Raw genomic sequence first — 15,671 nt, 5'->3', positions numbered from 1 at the left:
CGAACCGGGGCAACAGGTTTCGGCGGGACTCTCCCGCACGCCGGGCAGATCCCGGTGCGCTCAGAGTTGGACGATCGACGTCAGCGGATAGTCGCCCTGCCGGGCCCGTCCGCCGAGAAATCCTAGTTCCAGCACCACCGCGGCAGCGGCCACTTCGGCGCCCGCCTGCTTGAACAGTTCGGCGGCGGCGGCGAGGGTGCCGCCGGTGGCGAGGACGTCGTCCAGCAACAGGACACGACGGCCCGCCAGTTCGATGCCGTCCGCGGGAATCTCCAGCGCGGCGGTGCCGTATTCGAGGCTGTACTCCCGGCTGATCACCGGCGGCGGCAGCTTGCCCGCCTTGCGGACGGCGAGCACACCGGTACCGAGCGAGGCGGCGACACCGGCTCCGAGCAGGAAGCCGCGAGCGTCGACGCCGGCCACCAGATCGGCGTCGGGGGCGCAGGCGGCCAGGCAGTCGACCACCGCGCGGAAGCCCTCGGCGTCGGCGAACACCGGGGTGAGATCCGCGAAACGGACACCGGGTGAGGGAAAGTCGTCGTGCCAACGGGTCAAACGGTCGACCATCTCGGCGGCTTTGGTGGTCCGTTCGGCGGCTACGTCCTCGGATTCGATTGCCGCGTGCTTGCTCATCGACACCTCTCCATGCTCACATCGCCCAACACCGTCGATCACCGCTCGAGCACCCACCGGTCCATGTTCCAGCCGGATCCGGCCTGGGTGGGGGCGGCGATCCCGTTGCGCAGCCCCTTGCCGAAGGCGATCGTGCGCGGGGTGGCGAACAACGGGATACTCGGCAGCTCCGCCCACAGCAGGTTCTCCGCCTCGGTGAGCAGATTCAGCTGTACGGCCGAATTGTCGTCGGCCCCGAGCTGATCGGTGATCGCATCGTAACGGCCGTTGCCGAACCGTCCGAAATTGAGACCGCTACCGGTGCGCAACGCGCTGGTCGCGGCCACTCCCCCCAGCGAGCCCGCCGGACCGGGCGCCGACGCGGTGCTGCCGAGGACGGCGTCGACCTTGCCCTCGGCGAGCCGGGCGGGGGTGAAGTCGGGTGCACCGGCGTCAACCACGGTGATGCCCGCCGGTTTGCAGGCCTCGGCGATCAGGGCGACGGTCTGCGCCCGCCGATCGTCCGGACCCGCGTAGCCGATCCGCACGGTGGGGTTCGGGGCGCCGGAGGCCGCCACTGCCCTGGTCGCGTTCGCCACGTCGCCGCCGGAGTAATTCTTCGACGCGCCGATCACGGCCGGGTAGAACAGGGAATCCTGTTGCACGACATGCGCGTTCAACGGTCCCGAGCCGAGCCCGGTCTTCGGCGCGTCCGGCGCCTTGCCGAGCTTGTCGAACAGCGTCTGACGCGGCAGGCACAACGCGAACGCCCGGCGCGCCTCGATCGAGGAGAAGACGCCGCCGGTCGCCAGCACCAACTGCTCGGCGCCCCGGCCGGGCACGGTCTGCACCGAGAAGCCGCTCAGATTCAGGTCTTTCACCGAATGCGCACCGATGTCGAGCACGCCTACGGCGTTCTCGCCGACCTTCTTCTTCAGGTCGAAGGTCTTGGGCCACACCACGATCCGCCCGGTCGCCGGTTTGTTGCCCCACCATCGTTCGTTGGCCACCAGCACCAAGCCGTCCTCGCTGCCGAAGGACTCGATGCGGTAGGGCCCCGACGATGGGAAGCGCGACAGGTCCAGCCGGCCGTCGGCCGGAACGGTCCAGCCGGTGTTCCAGAATTCCGCGATCCGTCCGAGAGCGTTCGGGTCGCCGGTCTGCAACGCCGACACGACGTTGGGCACGTTCGCCGCCCGAGCCGCGACGTGCGCGGGCATCAGCTCGCCCGCCGTGAACAAGGTGCGCCACGGCAGATAACGCCGCCCGGGCCGGAACACCACCGTGGCGTCCCGTGAGCCGGGCTGGCAGTCGACTCGCTCGATGGCGTCGTAGCCGCTGGTGCTCGCGGCGTCGAACAGGGGAACCGGACCCCGGTCCCCCGGTTTGGTGTACCGCCCGCTGCGGGCGGCCCACGCCAGCACCAAGTCGTCGCAAGAGGTCGGCACACCGTCGGAGTAGACGCCGTCGGGATTGAGGCGGTACTGGATGGTCTGCGACTCGCCCGGCACCTCCTTGGCGGTGCCGTAGTCGGTGTCGGCGACCTGCTGGCCGTCGGGACCGGTATAGAAGAACCCTGTGAGCACCCGGGAGAACACCGCGGGGGATCCGGAACTCGCCCCTAGCGTGCTGCCGCCGTTATAGGTGGCGATGATGGCATCTGTCGCGTAGCCGATGGAGGGCACCTGATTCTTGCTGGAGCAGCCGACCATCAGCCCGGCGGCCAGCGTGCCCGCAGCAAGCGCTCCGATCAGTCGTACCGCACTGCGTGGCTGTCGCATGAAACCCCTTGCCTGGTGTCAGTTCCGCCTTTTGTGCCGTTTACCGCTCGGGCGCGCACCGGGTCGCGGCGTCTGCCCGGCCGCACGCTGCCTGCGCGGCGTCTCATCGAAATCCCGGCCCGCCGCCATGCTCGCCCGGCGCTCGGCCACGGCGCTCGCCCGAGCGCTCGCCGCACCGGCCCGCTTGGCCATGACCTTCTTCGTGTGCGCTGCCACGGGCCCCCAGCGTTCCTTGATCGAGACCAGCAGCGGGGTCGCGAAGAAGATCGAGGAGTACGTGCCGACCAGCAGACCCACCAGCTGCACCAGCGCCAAGTCCTTGAGCGTGCCCACCCCCAGCATCCAGACCGCGATCACCATCAAACCGACGATCGGCAGGATGCCGATCAAGGCGGTGTTGATCGAGCGCATGAGCGTCTGGTTCACCGCGAGGTTGGCCTGCTCGCCGTAGGTGCGGCGGGTCAGGTGCAGGATACCGTGGGTGTTCTCCTCGACCTTGTCGAACACGACGACGGAGTCGTAGAGCGAGAAGCCGAGAATGGTGAGGATGCCGATGACCGTGGCCGGGGTGACCTCCAAACCGACGAGCGAGTACACGCCCGCGGTGACGGTGACGTCGAAGGCCAGCGCCGCCAGCGCCGCGATGGCCATGTGCGTCTCGAAGCGGATCGCGATGTAGACCGCGACCAGCACGAGGAAGACCGCGAGCGCGATCAGCGCCTTGCGGGTGATCTGATCGCCCCAGGTCTCGCTGACGTCGGACGTGCTGATCGCGGCCAGGCTCGGGTTACCGTTCTTGTCCTTCGGCTGGAACTTCGCGAACAGCGCGTTGTTCAGCGCCTCCACCTGATTCTGGTCCAGCGCCTCGGAACGGATCAGCATGGTGGCCGATCCGCCGGTGCCGACAGTCTGCACCGAGACCGGGTCGGTGCCGATGGCGCCGCGGTAGACGTCCTCCACCGCGCTGGTGGTCGCGTCCCCCGCCGGGAACTGGATGCGCGAACCGCCCTCGAAGTCGATCCCGAAGTTGAACCCGCGGAAGACGATGCTGCCCAGTGAGATGAGCACGATCGCGGCGGTGATCAAATACCACATCCGGCGCTTGCCGATGACGTCGACCGCGCCGGTGCCGGTGTAGAGGCGGTTGAAGAAGCCGTGCTTGGGCGGCTGCGGCTCGCCGACCGCCGCGAACACGTCGGTGGTCTCGGTCGCGCTCGTCTTGTCGAGCGAGGGAGTGGTGTGGCTGTTGGTCATCGCGTCCTCACGCCTTCCCGAGGGCGGCCTCGGCCGCCTTCCGCTCACGGGCGATCTGCTGGATCGCGCCGAGGCCGTTCACCGACGGCTTGGACCAGAACGCCGTGCGCGAAGCGAGCAGCACCAGTGGCGAAGTGACCAGGAACACCACGACGACGTCGAGAATCGTGGTGAGACCGAGGGTGAACGCGAAGCCCTTCACCTGGCCGACGGCCAGGATGTACAGCACCGCGGCGGCGATGAAGCTGACCGCGTTGCCGGACAGGATGGTCCGGCGGGCACGCTGCCAGCCGCGCGGAGCCGCGGAGCGGAAGCTGCGTCCCTCGCGCATCTCGTCCTTGATGCGTTCGAAGAACACCACGAACGAGTCGGCGGTCATGCCGATACCGATGATCAGGCCCGCGATGCCGGCGAGGTCCAGCGTGAAACCGATCCAGCGTCCGAGCAGGACCATGATGCCGTAGACCGCCAATCCGGAGGCCACCAGCGACAAACCGGTGACGAACCCGAGCATCCGGTAGTAGGCGAGGCAGTAGAGCAATACCACCGCCAAGCCCACCGCTCCGGCGAGCAGACCCGCCTTCAGCGAGGACAGGCCGAGCGTCGCGGAGACCGTTTCGGCCTCGGAGGTCTGGAACGACAGCGGCAGCGAGCCGTACTTCAGCGTGTTCGCCAGTTCTTTCGCCGACGTGGCGGTGAAGTTGCCCGAGATCTGGGTGCGGCCGCCCTGCTGCGGGCCCTGCTGCACGACCGGCGCGCTGACCACCTTCGAGTCGAGCACGAAGGCGACCCGCTTGTAGACGTACTCGCCGGTCAGCGCGGCCCACGCGTCGCTGCCGCCGGACTTGAAGTCCAGATAGACCTCGTGCCTGGCCTGCTGCTGGTTCAGGCCCGAGGTGGCGTCCTTGATCTCTTGGCCGTCGATGCGGCTCTTGTCCAGCAGGAAGACCTCGGTGCCGTCGGTCGAGCAGGTCACCAGCGGAAGAGCTGGGTCGTCGTTGCCCGCGAGCGGATCGGCCTTCCCGCAATCCAGGGTGGCCAGCGCGGCCTGTTGCACCGACGGGTCGGTGCTCTGGCGCAGCGCCTTGGCGGCCTGGATCTCCTTGGTGGCTTCTTCGGTGGGCGTCAGCGAGGGATCGGCGGGCGGCTGCGTCGGCTGCTGAGCGGGGAACACGCGCTGCTGCGGCGCGGGTGCCTGCTGGTCGGTCTCCGGCGCGGCGGGCTGCGTCGTCTCCGGCGTCGTGGGCTGCGCGGCGGGCGCGGGCTGCGTGCCCGGCGTGGTCTGCGGGGGCGTCGCGCCGCGACCAGCCGCGGGCACCGCCTGCAACACGGGGCGGATGTACAGCTTGGCGGTGGTCGCCAGCGCGCGCGCCTGCTGCCCGTCGTCGCCGGGCACGGTGATCACGATGTTGTCGCCGTCGATGACGACTTCCGATCCGCCGACGCCGAGCCCGTTCACCCGGTTCTCGATGATGTCCTGCGCCTTCTTCAGGCTGTCCTGGCTCGGCTTGCTGCCGTCCGGCGTGCGCGCGGACAGCGTGACGCGGGTGCCGCCCTGCAGGTCGATACCGAGTTTGGGGGTCGGGGACTTGTCACCGGTGAAGAACACCAGCGCATAGATCACGGCCAGCAGCGCGGCGTAGACACCGAGCAGCCGCAGCGGGTGCGCCGATCCCTGGGAAGGTGGCACAGTACGTCATCTCCTAGGCGGGAAGTCGAGGATGGAACATGCGGACGTGCACCAGCTACGCCGGGTGCGCGGACGGACGGCCGCGGCGACATCCGGCGAGCCGGGGCACTACCGGAACGATCAGTCCTTGGTCAGGCGGGTCTCGGTCTGCTCGGCGGATTCCTCGACGGCGTCGGTGGTGTCCGAGCCGGTGGCCTCCGAGCCGGTCTCCTCGGTGCTCACCGCATCGTCGGTGCGCACCTCACGGATGGCCTGGCGCAGCCACGTGGTGACCACGTCCTCGGCGATCTCGAGGTCGACCGTGGTGTCGTCGAGTTCGACCACGGTGCCGTACAGACCCGACGTGGTGACGACCTGATCGCCGACCTTCAGGTTGTCCTGCATGCTGGCGACCTTCTCGGCTTCCCGCTTCTGACGGCGGACACCGAGGAACATCGGCACGAGCAGGGCTACCAGTAGCAGCGGAAACAGCAGTTCCATCGTCGAAGTCAGTCCCTAGTGTCGTGGGTGGGATGGACAAGTACCCACACAGTCTGCCAGTTCGCCGCGCGGGTGCCACACCCGCACGCCCGCCGGGCAGCTACAACTTCCCCATCACACACCGGATCGCCCGCCGGACACGCTCCGGCGGGCGAGGTGCGGCGTCGCCGTCAGGCGGTCCTGCCGTAGACGTAGTCCTCCAGGGGGAAGCCGACCGCTTCGCGATGCGCGTTGAGCGTGCTGGTCGGCCGCAGCAGGGCGGCCTCGCCGTGCGGGTTGAAGTAATAGCTGCGCGCGGTGGCGCAGTCGCCGCCATAGAACACCGACGAGCCGAGCTTGGCGGTGACCCGGTCCAGGAAGGCCGCGTTCGCTTGCTCGGTGACCTCGAAGGTGGTCTCGCCCCGGCGGCGCAGCTCGCCGAACAATCGGCCCATGTGCTTCATCTGGGCTTCGATGGTGGTGAAGTAGGACAGGCCGCTGTAGGAGTACGGGCTGTTGAGGCTGAGGAAGTTGGGGAACTTCGGCACCGTGATGCCCTCGTAGGCTTGGAAACGGTTGTCCCGCCAGAACTTTCCGAGGTTCACCCCGTCCCGGCCGATGATCTCGATGGCCGGGAAGTTCACGTCCCACAGATTGAAGCCGGTGGCCAGGATCAGGGTGTCGATCTCGGTCTTGTGCCCGTCGGCGGTGACGATGCCGTCCGGTTCGATGTGGTCGATCGAATTCGTCTCCAGCCGCACGTGCGGTTGGTTGAACGTGGTGAAGTAGTGGTTGGAGAAGGTCGGCCGCTTGCACCCGAAGTCGTAGTGCGGGGTGAGCTGCCTGCGCGTCTCCTTGTCGCGCACGGACGCCCGCAGATGCGCCTTGGCCAGTGCTCCCGCGCCCTTGTTCAGCAGCCGGGCCTGCTTGAAATGCAGCACCCCGACCACCATCAGCGCCTCCAGCAGACTGGTGTTGACCAGTCGCGCGGCCTTCTGCGTGGCCGGAACCCGTTCGAACAGCTTTCGGACCGGCGCGGGGATCGCGGTATCGATCTTCGGAACCACCCAGATCGGGGTGCGCTGGAACACCGTGAGCTCCCGCGCCTTCTTGGCGACCTCGGGCACCAGCTGCACGGCGGTGGCGCCGGTGCCGATGATCGCGGCTCTGCGGCCGGTGAGGTCGAAACCGTCCTCCCATGCGGTGGTGTGGATGATCTTGCCCGCGAACGTGTCGATGCCCGGGAAGGGAGGCGTGTAGGGCTGGGAGAGGAATCCGGTCGCGGTCAGCAGATACCGCCCGGTGACGGTCTCCCCGCCCGCGATCGAGACCACCCAGTGCTGCTGCTCTTCGTCCCAGCGCGCGCCGTCGACGACGGTGCCGAAGCGCATCCGGCGGCGCAGGCCGTACTTGTCCGCGACGTACCGGGCGTACTTCTTCAGCTCGTCGCCCGGAGCGAACAGCCGCGACCAGTGCGGATTCGGTTCGAAGGAGTAGGAGTAGGTGACCGACGCGATGTCGACCGCCAGACCCGGATAGTGGTTCACGTGCCACGTACCGCCGAGATCGTCCTCGCGCTCGAGGATGACGTAATTGCCCAGGCCGAGCCGATCGAGCTGAATGCCCGCTCCCATGCCCCCGAACCCCGCACCGACCACGACCGCGTCGTATTGAGGCGCCACACCGAACCTCCTGCTAGCTGAACCGCATATCACGGAATGACACATCATTCCGTTTGTGATGACTGTATCATCGGGGAGGTGACGAAGCCATCCACGCGTGCCGAGCGACGGAAAGCCGAACTGCGCCAGGAGATCATCGACACCGCGTTCGCCTGCTTCGCGGAAAAGGGCTATCACGCCACCGGCATCGCCGACATCGCGGGACAGCTGGGCATCGGTCACGGCACCTTCTACCGCTACTTCAGCAACAAGCGCGACATCATCGACCACGTCATCGACGATCTGGCCGCGCGCATCATCGCCGCCCTCGGCACCGAGAACGCCCCGGACGCCGCCGCCACCCTCGACGAATACCGCGCCCAGATCGACCGCATCGGGGTGGCGCTCACCGAGATCCTGCTGGCCGACCGCCGGGTGGCGCAGCTGCTGCTGTTCCACGCCACCGGCATCGACGACGAGCTCACCCAGCGCCTGTACGGACTGCTCGACACCGCCGACGCGCTGACCGCGGGCTACCTCGACCACGGCGTCGAACAGGGTTACCTGCGCGCCGACCTGGATACCTCGAACACCGCGCGCGCGGTGACCGGCATGCTGATCGGAGGCATCGTCTACGCGCTGCGCGAACCGGACGAGGCCGCCATCACCGCGCTCAACGAGGCGATCCGCCGCCTGCTCGTGGACGGCGTCCGCAAGGACTGAGCAATTCGGCAATCCCCCTGACACCCGCACCGGCGCTAGGGTGAGGCGCACTGATCCGACGCTTTCGCCAGGGGGACGGCCCTTGTTCGCAAATGGCCAGGGAAACGCCAGAATTCCCTTCCGAGCGGCCCGACGCTCCGAGCCTGACAGAATGTCGCCCGTGACTCCCGAGGACGTGCGCCGCACCCGTTTCGCGACCCCGACGCTCGGGTATCGCGGCTACCACGCGGACGAGGTGGACGCCTTTCTCGAACTCGTCGCCGCGGCCTTGGCCGGGCAGGGCGTGCTCGCCGCCGACGATCTACGGCACGTCGACTTCGGTGCGCCGCGGCTCGGCCAACGCGGTTACCGCGCCGATCAGGTCGATGAATACCTCGACCAGCTGCGCGTCGAATTGGAGTTTCGCCAGCGCGGCGTCCGGCCGGTGCCTGCCGCGAACGGCAACGGTCACGTCCTGCTGACACCGGACGACGTACTGCGCATGCGATTCAGCCCCGCTGCGGTGGGCAGGCGCGGGTACAACGAGGAAGAGGTCGGCGCGTTCCTCGATCTGGTCGCCGCAACCCTCGTACACGGCGGACCGGGCAGTCTCACCCTCGCCGATGTCGAGGCCGTCCGGTTCACCGAGGCCCGCGTCGGCACGCGCGGGTATCAACGCGACGAGGTCGACGCCTTCCTCGATCTGGTGGCCGCCGCGCTGCGCCGCCGCCACTGACTGCCCGCGGCCACGTTTCACTCGAAGAGGTCGAGGGTGGGATGGGGCTCGCGCCCGCGCACTTCGATGGACCCGAACACCAGGTCCGGCGGCGGGACGAGACCGAGGTGCTCCCAGGCGGCGGCGGTGGCGACCCGGCCGCGTGGCGTGCGCGCGACCATGCCCGCGCGCACCAGGAACGGTTCACACACCTCTTCCACGGTCGCGGCCTCCTCCCCGACCGCCACGGCCAAGGTGGACACCCCCACCGGGCCGCCGCCGAAACTGCGGACCAGCGCGCCGAGAACCGCGCGGTCGAGGCGATCGAGGCCGAGCACGTCGACGTCGTACACCTCGAGCGCGGCCTGCGCGATGGGGCGGGTGATCCGGCCGTCGGCACGGACCTCCGCGTAGTCGCGGACGCGGCGCAGCAAGCGGTTGGCGATGCGGGGCGTGCCGCGCGAGCGGCCCGCGATCTCGGCCGCCGCCTCCTCCTCGATGGCGACGCCGAGGATCTGCGCCGACCGTTGCAGGATACGCAGCAGTTCGCCGGGCTCGTAGAAATCCATGTGCCCGGTGAAACCGAACCGGTCGCGCAGCGGACCGGTCAGAGCTCCGGACCTCGTGGTGGCGCCGACCAGGGTGAACGGCGCGATGTCCAGCGGAATGGAGGTCGCGCCCGGCCCCTTGCCGACCACCACGTCCACCCGGAAGTCCTCCATCGCCAGGTAGAGCATCTCCTCGGCGGGACGGGCCATCCGGTGGATCTCGTCGATGAACAGCACGTCGCCCTCGACCAAGTTGCTCAGCATGGCGGCGAGGTCACCGGCCCGCTCCAAGGCGGGACCGGAGGTGATCCGCAGCGCGGTGCCGAGCTCGGTGGCGATGATCATCGCCATGCTGGTCTTGCCCAGACCCGGCGGGCCGGACAGCAGCACGTGGTCCGGTGTGCCGCCGCGTTGCTTGGCTCCGCGCAGCACCAGCGCGAGTTGTTCGCGTACTCGGGGCTGACCGATGAAGTCGTCCAGCGATTTCGGGCGCAGACTCGCCTCGATCTCGCCGTCGGACTTCAGATAGCTTGCGCTGACCTGGGATTCGGTGGGTTCCGCTGGGTGGTCGTCCATTTCGCCTTACCGGTTCTTGCCGAGCAGCGCGAGCGCGGCCCGCAGGGCGGCCGAGGTGTCGGCGGCGGGCTGGTCGGCCAGCACCGCGTCGACCGCCTGCTCGGCCTGTCTGGCGGCGAAACCGAGGCCGACGAGCGCCTCGGCCACCTGCTCACGCACCGGCGTGGCCACCGCGGCAGCCGTCGATCCGGGCGCGCCGGACGGCACGGGAACGAGATTCACCTTGTCGCGCAGTTCCACCACCATGCGTTCGGCGCCGCGCTTGCCGATGCCGGGAACCCGGGTCAAAGCCGCCACATTGCTTTCGGCCAGCGCTTTGCGCAGCGCTTCGGGCTCGAGTACGGCCAGCACCGCCATGGCGAGGCGGGGTCCGACGCCGGAAACCGTTTGCAGCAGGCCGAACAGGTCGCGGGCCTCGGTGTCGGCGAACCCGTAGAGGGTCATCGAGTCCTCGCGGACGATCATCGCGGTGTAGAGCCGGGTTTCCTCGCCGCGAGTGAGCCCGGCCAGGGTGGACGGGGTGGCGTTGAGCCGGTAGCCGACGCCGGCCGCCTCGATCACCGCGTGGTCGAGGGCGATCTCCAGCACTTCACCGCGTACCGACGCGATCACCCGTGCACCGCCTTCCGTTGTTCGGCCAGCCGTTCGATGTACCGGCGCTGCGCCGCGGCCGCCTTTGCCTCCGCCGCCGCCATCCGCTCCAGCAGCGGCGCCCGCCAACAATGGCAGATCGCCAGCGCCAGCGCATCCGCCGCATCCGCCGGTTTCGGCGCGGCCGGCAGCCCGAGGATCCGGGTGACCATGGCGGTGACCTGCTTCTTGTCCGCGCTGCCGTTGCCGGTGACGGCGGCCTTCACCTCGCTGGGTGTGTGAAACGCGACCGGGATCCCCCGGCGCGCGGCGGCGAGCGCGATCACCCCACCCGCCTGCGCGGTACCCATGGCGGTACGGACATTGTGCTGGGCGAAAACGCGTTCGATGGCGACCGCCCCCGGCTTGTGGGCGTCCATCCAGCGTTCGGCGGCATCGGCGACCGCCAAGAGGCGGTGCGCGAGTTCCATGTCACCGGGCGTGCGGACCACGTCGACGTCCACGGCGGTAACCTTCCGCCCCGACCCGCCGTCGACGATACTGAGGCCGCATCGGGTGAGTCCGGGGTCGACGCCCATCACCCGCACGACAACCCCTCTCGCAGACGCGAACAACTGTTCGAGAGTGTAGCCGAGGCTGCGTCTTTCGCCGCCCAGCGACACGGCCCGGCTATCCGCCGAGCGCTGTCGCTTCCCGCGCCACGCCCGGCAGGCCCAGCAATTCGGGACGGCTCGCGCGTGCCGCCCATTGCCGCGCGGGATCGGCGACCAGGCGGCGCGCCGCCAGATCGAGCAGGCCGCCGACATTGGTCACCGTCGCGGCCACGACGCCGTCGGCGCGGGTCAGGACATGCTCGGTCCGATAGGTCTTGCCCGCACCCCACTCCCACGCACAGGACACCTCCACGGTGTCGCCCCCGCGGAGTTCGCGCTGGAAGCGCAGCACGGTCTCCAGATTGACCGGTCCCAGGCCGGACGCGATCAACTCGTCCACCGAGACGCCCGCGGCCTGAACGCAGGCGAAGCGCGCGTGGTCGGCGAATTGATGATAGGCCGCGCCGGTGACATGCAATTGCGGATCGAGGTCGGACACCCGGACCTCGATGCGGGTAGTGAACGACACCCGCCGCACTATGCCAGTGGCCACCGACAAACTCGGCGCGCCGAAATGAACGACGGGCTCATACCGTAGGAGTCCCGCCCGGCACCTGCGGCATAACGGCGGAGAGCCGATCACTCCTCCGTAGGCGGCCCCGCACCTCCGCACCGGTGGGCGCGAGAGGCGCATCCGGGTTTCAGAGGCCGCGGACCCGCCTCGTGAACACATCATGAGCACGTTCGTCGAACAAGACGAAACGTGCTTCGGTCACCGCCGTAGGAGTCGCGCGAACGGTGTCCACCGCGATCCGGGCCCCGTCTTCCATCGGCCAGCCGAAGATGCCGGTGGAGATCGCGGGGAACGCGACCGTCCGCGCCCCCAATTCGTCCGCGACGCGCAGCGATTCTCGATAGCACGAACCCAGCAGAGCCGAGCGGTCCTCCGTGGCCGACCACACGGGGCCGACCGTGTGGATCACCCAGCGCGCGGGCAGTCGACCGGCCGTGGTGGCGACCGCGGCCCCGGTCGGCAGACCCGAGCCGTAGTGGGACGCTCGCAGCCTGCGGCACTCCGCGAGAATTTCCGAGCCACCACGCCGGTGGATCGCGCCGTCGACTCCCCCGCCGCCGAGCAGCGACGAATTCGCCGCATTCACCACCGCGTCGACCTCCTGCTCGGTGATGTCGCCGCGGACCAGCACCAGTTCGACCATGCTCGCATTCTGCCTCGCACACCGCCGACGGATCAGACCCCGCGGCCGGATGCCCCGGATCGCCGCAGCCGATTCCCAGCCTGCCTCGAGGAATGTCCTCGATCTCCTTGCTGCACGGCCGGCTGCCGTCATGCCGACGCTGGACGGTTTCAGCGAGGCGAACGGCGGCCTCGCGTCGGGGTCGAGGAGCACGCGCGGGAAGGTGCGCCGGAACAGACCGGCCTGGTTCCAGTGGGTGGTGGGTGGCCGGGCGGCCGTCGAGCAGTCCAGCGGCCGCGGCCACGAAGGCGCCGGTGCAGCGATCAGCCAGCAGACCCTCGGCGGACCAGAGGTACTCACCGAAGTGACGCTCGCACAACCCGTTGCGGGCCCCACCGCGCCACCCCGGGGCTGTTCTTGCCCGTGCCGCCGTTCGTCCTCAGCTGGGACGTCTCCGGTGAAGTCGCGGCCATCGGCATCGGCCTCACCCTCTTCCGCCCCGGCGACGAGGTGTTCGGCATGCTCCCGTATCCGCACGGTCACGGCTCCTGCGCCGAATACGTCGCGGGCCCGGCCCGCGCCTTCGCCCGCAAACCGGCCGGGCTGGACCACACCCAGGCGGCGACGATCCCGCTCGCCGCGCTCACCGCATGGCAGGCGCTCGTCGACACCGCGCATCTGGAAGCCGGGCAACGCGTGCTGATCCACGCGGCCGCGGGCGGCGTCGGCCACTTCGCGGTGCAGATCGCCAAAGCGCGGGGCCTATGTCATCGCCACGGCCAGCGCACCCAATCACGCGTTCCTGCGCGAGATCGGCGCCGACGAGGCGATCGACTATCGTACGACCGACGTGGCCGAGGCGGTCCACGACGTCGACCTGGTACTGGACTCGATCGACGACGATCACAGCATCCGGTCGCTGCGCACCCTGCGCCCCGGCGGACTGCTGGTGACACTGCGGGCGTTCGGCGCGGCCGCCGTCGCGCGCGAGGCGGAGGCACTGGACGTCCGCGCGATCCGGCTGCTGGTGGACCACGACCAAGCCGGCATGCTCGCCCTCGCCGGACTGGTCGAATCCGGGGCGCTGCGTCCGGCGATCGCGGGAGTGTTCCCGCTGTCGCGGGCGGCCGAAGCGCACGCACTGGGCGACACCGGGCGAACCGTCGGCAAATTGGTACTGACCGTGCCCTGAAATGTGCCACGATCAGGCCGTTCGCGCTTCTACCATCCGAGGATGAGCATTGGTGCAAAAGCTGTCCTCGAAGGCGGGCCGCAAGATCTGCCCGCGCGCATCGTCCCGATCACCCCGCCCGGAGTGGAACTGAAGGTGCCGTACCGCGGCGGATACGAGCACTTCAAGGTCACCCAGCGGGAACAGGACACTCCGGAGGGGCGGCTGCGGGTGTACGAATGGTGCGATCGCACGAAGATCGCGGAGTGAGCCGGCCTCACCTGCTCGGGGGCGGCAACCCGCCCCCGGTCGCGCCATTCTGACCGAATTCGACTCGCCACCCTGGACAAAAGCGTAACCGCTTGGTTACGCTTTTGTCGTGGACGAAGTAGCCGGCGCGATCGCCGATCCGGTGCGCCGGGAGATCATGGAATTACTGATCGGCGCCCGGCGCACCGCCGGGGAGATCGCCGGGCACTTCGCGATCAGCCGCCCCGCCGTGAGCCGGCATCTGCGGGTCCTGCGCGAAAGCGGGCTCGTCCGCGACGAACTCGTCGGCAGGGAACGCTTCTACGTGCTCGACACCGGCCCGCTCGCGGCGCTCACCGAGTGGCTCGCGCGATTCCAGCAACCGGCCACCTGGGCACACCACCTCGACGCACTCGAAACCGAGGTGTACCGGACCAGACGCGAGCGTCGTTCCGGCGGCCAGGACACGATCCAGAGCACCGCCTGAGCGGTGCGACCGGGAGGCGGTTGCCGAGCGTCACCGCGCAGAGCTCCACTCCCACGAGAAAGGGACAAATCATGACCAAGCAACCCACCGGACGACTGTTTCCCGCTGACACGGGCCGGGATCTAGTGCTGACCCGCACCTACCGCGCACCGATCGAAGACGTCTGGGCCAGCGTCACCGAACCCGACCGCACCGCACGCTGGTTCGGACCGTGGGAGGGCGAGACGGGACCGGGGCGAACGATCAAACTGCAGATGGTTTTCGAAGACCAGCAGCCGTGGATGCAGCTGCGCATCGACGTCTGCGAACCTCCGCATCGCCTCGCCGTCTCCGCCATCGACGACCACGGTGACTGGCAGCTGGATCTGTCGCTGCGCGAAGCGGCGGGAACCACCGAACTACGGTTCACCCATCACCTGCGCAGCGACACCGAGATCGCTCAGCTGCCACAGGTCGGCCCCGGCTGGGAGTACTACCTGGATATGCTCGGGGCGGCCCGTGCACAGAACGACCGCCCCGATTTCGCCGACTACTATCCCGCCATGCAGGAGTACTACGCGCGCCTGGTCGACTAGTCGTCGAGTTGCGCGAGCACCTCGTCCGGGATGTCGACGTTGGTGTAGACGTTCTGCACGTCGTCGCTGTCCTCGAGGGCGTCCACGAGTTTGATCACCTTGCGGGCGCCGTCGGCGTCCACCGCGACCGACACCGAGGGCTGGAAACCCGACTCGGCGGAGTCGTAGTCGATCCCGGCGCTCTGCAGCGCGGTACGCACGGCGATCAGATCGCCCGGCTCGCTGATGATTTCGAATGACTCACCGAGATCGTTGACCTCCTCGGCGCCCGCGTCGAGCACCGCCAGCAACACATCGTCCTCGGACAGGCCGTTCTTCTCCAGGGTGACGACACCCTTGCGATGGAACAGGTAGGCCACCGAGCCCGGGTCGGCCATGTTGCCGCCGTTGCGCGTCATCGCGACCCGCACCTCGCCCGCGGCGCGGTTGCGGTTGTCGGTGAGGCATTCGATCAGTACGGCGACACCGTTGGGCCCGTAGCCCTCGTACATGATCGTCTGCCAGTCGGCGCCGCCGGCTTCCTCGCCGCCGCCGCGCTTGCGAGCCCGCTCGATGTTGTCGTTGGGGACCGACGACTTCTTCGCCTTCTGGATGGCGTCGTACAGCGTCGGATTGCCATCCGGGTCACCGCCACCGGTCCGGGCCGCCACCTCGATGTTCTTGATCAACTTCGCGAACAGCTTGCCGCGCTTCGCGTCGATCGCAGCCTTCTTGTGCTTGGTGGTGGCCCATTTGGAGTGGCCGCTCATTCCCTACTTCCTTCAGGTCGGTGGCACGTCTGGTCGTGTGTACGGTACCGGCACGGCCGGGC

The 15,671-nt window shown here is 68.8% G+C and carries 19 protein-coding genes and 1 pseudogene; 7 read left to right on the top strand and 13 right to left on the bottom strand.

Annotated elements, in window-relative coordinates; translation table 11 throughout:
* Positions 1-60 precede the first annotated feature (60 nt).
* The 6 genes from ACWEKR_RS03070 to ACWEKR_RS03045 all read right to left on the bottom strand — a co-directional run bounded on the left by ACWEKR_RS03070 (position 61) and on the right by ACWEKR_RS03045 (position 7,478).
* Positions 61-633, bottom strand: a complete 573-nt coding sequence (locus ACWEKR_RS03070; protein WP_195083626.1) for an adenine phosphoribosyltransferase — start codon at positions 631-633, stop codon at positions 61-63.
* 38 nt (positions 634-671) lie between these two features.
* Positions 672-2,393, bottom strand: coding sequence for an ABC transporter substrate-binding protein (locus ACWEKR_RS03065; protein WP_452353000.1), 1,722 nt, complete (start codon positions 2,391-2,393; stop codon positions 672-674).
* A gap of 18 nt (positions 2,394-2,411) precedes the next feature.
* Entirely contained in the window at positions 2,412-3,647 is a 1,236-nt protein-coding gene (gene secF / locus ACWEKR_RS03060) for a protein translocase subunit SecF (RefSeq protein ID WP_452352999.1), read from the bottom strand.
* A gap of 7 nt (positions 3,648-3,654) precedes the next feature.
* Positions 3,655-5,337 carry a protein translocase subunit SecD gene (gene secD / locus ACWEKR_RS03055; RefSeq protein WP_452352998.1) on the bottom strand — a complete coding sequence of 561 codons (1,683 nt, stop codon included), beginning with the start codon at positions 5,335-5,337 and terminating at the stop codon, positions 3,655-3,657.
* Between the two features lie 120 nt (positions 5,338-5,457).
* The gene (gene yajC, locus ACWEKR_RS03050; RefSeq protein ID WP_195083630.1) at positions 5,458-5,817 is read right to left on the bottom strand and encodes a preprotein translocase subunit YajC; all 360 of its coding nucleotides are present in this window, start codon (positions 5,815-5,817) and stop codon (positions 5,458-5,460) included.
* 170 nt (positions 5,818-5,987) lie between these two features.
* A complete protein-coding gene (locus tag ACWEKR_RS03045) occupies positions 5,988-7,478 on the bottom strand; it encodes a flavin-containing monooxygenase (protein ID WP_452352997.1) in 1,491 nt (496 codons plus the stop codon).
* Between the two features lie 36 nt (positions 7,479-7,514).
* On the opposite strand from ACWEKR_RS03045, the gene ACWEKR_RS03040 reads away from it, so the two are divergent.
* On the top strand, positions 7,515-8,180 hold the full coding sequence (locus ACWEKR_RS03040) for a TetR/AcrR family transcriptional regulator (RefSeq protein WP_159837943.1): 666 nt from the start codon (positions 7,515-7,517) through the stop codon (positions 8,178-8,180).
* A gap of 151 nt (positions 8,181-8,331) precedes the next feature.
* Positions 8,332-8,895, top strand: a complete 564-nt coding sequence (locus tag ACWEKR_RS03035) for a DivIVA domain-containing protein (RefSeq protein WP_195083632.1) — start codon at positions 8,332-8,334, stop codon at positions 8,893-8,895.
* Between the two features lie 17 nt (positions 8,896-8,912).
* On the opposite strand, the gene ruvB is transcribed toward ACWEKR_RS03035, so the two are convergent.
* From ruvB to ACWEKR_RS03010, 5 genes are all read right to left on the bottom strand, one after another.
* Entirely contained in the window at positions 8,913-9,998 is a 1,086-nt protein-coding gene (gene ruvB, locus ACWEKR_RS03030) for a Holliday junction branch migration DNA helicase RuvB (protein ID WP_452352996.1), read from the bottom strand.
* A 6-nt stretch (positions 9,999-10,004) separates the two neighbouring features.
* Positions 10,005-10,610: a Holliday junction branch migration protein RuvA gene (gene ruvA, locus ACWEKR_RS03025; RefSeq protein ID WP_452352995.1), complete on the bottom strand. Its 606-nt coding sequence runs from the start codon at positions 10,608-10,610 to the stop codon at positions 10,005-10,007.
* The gene (gene ruvC / locus ACWEKR_RS03020; protein WP_159837951.1) at positions 10,607-11,176 is read right to left on the bottom strand and encodes a crossover junction endodeoxyribonuclease RuvC; all 570 of its coding nucleotides are present in this window, start codon (positions 11,174-11,176) and stop codon (positions 10,607-10,609) included. The genes ruvA and ruvC overlap by 4 nt, the downstream gene beginning before the upstream one ends.
* 82 nt (positions 11,177-11,258) lie before the next feature.
* On the bottom strand, positions 11,259-11,711 hold the full coding sequence (locus tag ACWEKR_RS03015) for an acyl-CoA thioesterase (protein ID WP_195083636.1): 453 nt from the start codon (positions 11,709-11,711) through the stop codon (positions 11,259-11,261).
* A 172-nt stretch (positions 11,712-11,883) separates the two neighbouring features.
* The gene (locus ACWEKR_RS03010; RefSeq protein WP_452352994.1) at positions 11,884-12,399 is read right to left on the bottom strand and encodes an O-acetyl-ADP-ribose deacetylase; all 516 of its coding nucleotides are present in this window, start codon (positions 12,397-12,399) and stop codon (positions 11,884-11,886) included.
* Between ACWEKR_RS03010 and ACWEKR_RS03005 the strand changes: the two are divergent.
* Positions 12,286-12,915 (top strand): annotated as a pseudogene (locus ACWEKR_RS03005) (hypothetical protein); the annotation flags it as partial. The gene ACWEKR_RS03010 and the pseudogene ACWEKR_RS03005 sit on opposite strands and share 114 nt — an antisense overlap.
* Positions 12,916-12,917: 2 nt before the next feature.
* Here ACWEKR_RS03005 and ACWEKR_RS03000 read toward each other — a convergent pair.
* Entirely contained in the window at positions 12,918-13,049 is a 132-nt protein-coding gene (locus ACWEKR_RS03000; protein ID WP_452352993.1) for a hypothetical protein, read from the bottom strand.
* A gap of 179 nt (positions 13,050-13,228) precedes the next feature.
* Between ACWEKR_RS03000 and ACWEKR_RS02995 the strand changes: the two genes are divergently transcribed.
* The 4 genes from ACWEKR_RS02995 to ACWEKR_RS02980 all read left to right on the top strand — a co-directional run bounded on the left by ACWEKR_RS02995 (position 13,229) and on the right by ACWEKR_RS02980 (position 14,860).
* Positions 13,229-13,570, top strand: a complete 342-nt coding sequence (locus ACWEKR_RS02995) for a zinc-binding dehydrogenase (protein WP_452352992.1) — start codon at positions 13,229-13,231, stop codon at positions 13,568-13,570.
* A 42-nt stretch (positions 13,571-13,612) separates the two neighbouring features.
* Positions 13,613-13,819, top strand: a complete 207-nt coding sequence (locus ACWEKR_RS02990) for a DUF5988 family protein (protein ID WP_195083639.1) — start codon at positions 13,613-13,615, stop codon at positions 13,817-13,819.
* Between the two features lie 109 nt (positions 13,820-13,928).
* Positions 13,929-14,285, top strand: coding sequence for a metalloregulator ArsR/SmtB family transcription factor (locus ACWEKR_RS02985; RefSeq protein WP_452352991.1), 357 nt, complete (start codon positions 13,929-13,931; stop codon positions 14,283-14,285).
* A 71-nt stretch (positions 14,286-14,356) separates the two neighbouring features.
* Positions 14,357-14,860, top strand: a complete 504-nt coding sequence (locus tag ACWEKR_RS02980; RefSeq protein WP_452352990.1) for an SRPBCC family protein — start codon at positions 14,357-14,359, stop codon at positions 14,858-14,860.
* On the opposite strand, the gene ACWEKR_RS02975 is transcribed toward ACWEKR_RS02980, so the two are convergent.
* Positions 14,857-15,609: a YebC/PmpR family DNA-binding transcriptional regulator gene (locus tag ACWEKR_RS02975; RefSeq protein WP_063020994.1), complete on the bottom strand. Its 753-nt coding sequence runs from the start codon at positions 15,607-15,609 to the stop codon at positions 14,857-14,859. The two genes, ACWEKR_RS02980 and ACWEKR_RS02975, sit on opposite strands and share 4 nt — an antisense overlap.
* Between the last annotated feature and the right edge of the window lie 62 nt (positions 15,610-15,671).

Source organism: Nocardia sp. NPDC004573 (assembly GCF_053602135.1).
The sequence above is the reverse complement of the archived record's forward strand: the minus strand, read 5'-3'. Positions and strand labels throughout refer to the sequence as shown.

Bases quoted from the DNA above. Each gene is read 5' to 3' on its own strand.
- ACWEKR_RS03070 (WP_195083626.1), bottom strand. From the start codon at position 633: ATGAGCAAGCACGCGGCAATCGAATCCGAGGACGTAGCCGCCGAACGG.
- ACWEKR_RS03065 (WP_452353000.1), bottom strand. From the start codon at position 2,393: ATGCGACAGCCACGCAGTGCGGTACGACTGATCGGAGCGCTTGCTGCG.
- secF (WP_452352999.1), bottom strand. From the start codon at position 3,647: ATGACCAACAGCCACACCACTCCCTCGCTCGACAAGACGAGCGCGACC.
- yajC (WP_195083630.1), bottom strand. From the start codon at position 5,817: ATGGAACTGCTGTTTCCGCTGCTACTGGTAGCCCTGCTCGTGCCGATG.
- ACWEKR_RS03040 (WP_159837943.1), top strand. From the start codon at position 7,515: ATGACACATCATTCCGTTTGTGATGACTGTATCATCGGGGAGGTGACG.
- ACWEKR_RS03035 (WP_195083632.1), top strand. From the start codon at position 8,332: ATGTCGCCCGTGACTCCCGAGGACGTGCGCCGCACCCGTTTCGCGACC.
- ruvB (WP_452352996.1), bottom strand. From the start codon at position 9,998: ATGGACGACCACCCAGCGGAACCCACCGAATCCCAGGTCAGCGCAAGC.
- ACWEKR_RS03010 (WP_452352994.1), bottom strand. From the start codon at position 12,399: ATGGTCGAACTGGTGCTGGTCCGCGGCGACATCACCGAGCAGGAGGTC.
- ACWEKR_RS02990 (WP_195083639.1), top strand. From the start codon at position 13,613: ATGAGCATTGGTGCAAAAGCTGTCCTCGAAGGCGGGCCGCAAGATCTG.
- ACWEKR_RS02980 (WP_452352990.1), top strand. From the start codon at position 14,357: ATGACCAAGCAACCCACCGGACGACTGTTTCCCGCTGACACGGGCCGG.
- ACWEKR_RS02975 (WP_063020994.1), bottom strand. From the start codon at position 15,609: ATGAGCGGCCACTCCAAATGGGCCACCACCAAGCACAAGAAGGCTGCG.